Genomic DNA, 1,065 nt, shown 5'->3' on the forward strand with positions numbered 1-1,065 from the left:
CCTTGAAATACCACCCTGGCAACTTTGAGGTTCTAACTCAGGTCCGTTATCCGGATCGAGGACAGTGTATGGTGGGTAGTTTGACTGGGGCGGTCTCCTCCTAAAGAGTAACGGAGGAGTACGAAGGTGCGCTCAGACCGGTCGGAAATCGGTCGTAGAGTATAAAGGCAAAAGCGCGCTTGACTGCGAGACAGACACGTCGAGCAGGTACGAAAGTAGGTCTTAGTGATCCGGTGGTTCTGTATGGAAGGGCCATCGCTCAACGGATAAAAGGTACTCCGGGGATAACAGGCTGATACCGCCCAAGAGTTCATATCGACGGCGGTGTTTGGCACCTCGATGTCGGCTCATCACATCCTGGGGCTGAAGCCGGTCCCAAGGGTATGGCTGTTCGCCATTTAAAGTGGTACGCGAGCTGGGTTTAGAACGTCGTGAGACAGTTCGGTCCCTATCTGCCGTGGACGTTTGAGATTTGAGAGGGGCTGCTCCTAGTACGAGAGGACCGGAGTGGACGAACCTCTGGTGTTCCGGTTGTCACGCCAGTGGCATTGCCGGGTAGCTATGTTCGGAATAGATAACCGCTGAAAGCATCTAAGCGGGAAACTAGCCTCAAGATGAGATCTCACTGGGACCTTGAGTCCCCTGAAGGGCCGTCGAAGACTACGACGTTGATAGGTTGGGTGTGTAAGCGCTGTGAGGCGTTGAGCTAACCAATACTAATTGCCCGTGAGGCTTGACCATATAACACCCAAGCAATTTGCTTACTTCGAAAGAAGCATCAGATTGCGGTGTGTGAAGACGAAACGAACCGAAAGTTCGAGATACTCACAAAACACCGAAGCTATCACATACCCAATTTGCTGAAGCGAGGCCAACGGGCCACGACTCAGTACCCGAATTTCTTGACGACCATAGAGCATTGGAACCACCTGATCCCATCCCGAACTCAGCAGTGAAACGATGCATCGCCGATGGTAGTGTGGGGTTTCCCCATGTGAGAGTAGGTCATCGTCAAGATTAAATTCCGAAACCCCTATCTGCGTATGCAGGTAGGGGTTTTGTTTT

The 1,065-nt window shown here is 52.0% G+C and carries 2 rRNA genes; both read left to right on the forward strand.

What is annotated here, in order from left to right:
• A 23S ribosomal RNA gene (locus tag AACY45_RS27060) occupies nucleotides 1–741 on the forward strand; the annotation flags it as partial.
• A 160-nt stretch (nucleotides 742–901) separates the two neighbouring features.
• A 5S ribosomal RNA gene (gene rrf, locus AACY45_RS27065) occupies nucleotides 902–1,017 on the forward strand.
• Nucleotides 1,018–1,065 lie beyond the last annotated feature (48 nt).

The sequence above is a fragment of the Pseudomonas sp. RA_35y_Pfl2_P32 genome (assembly GCF_963970735.1).
Classification (GTDB): Bacteria; Pseudomonadota; Gammaproteobacteria; order Pseudomonadales; family Pseudomonadaceae; genus Aquipseudomonas.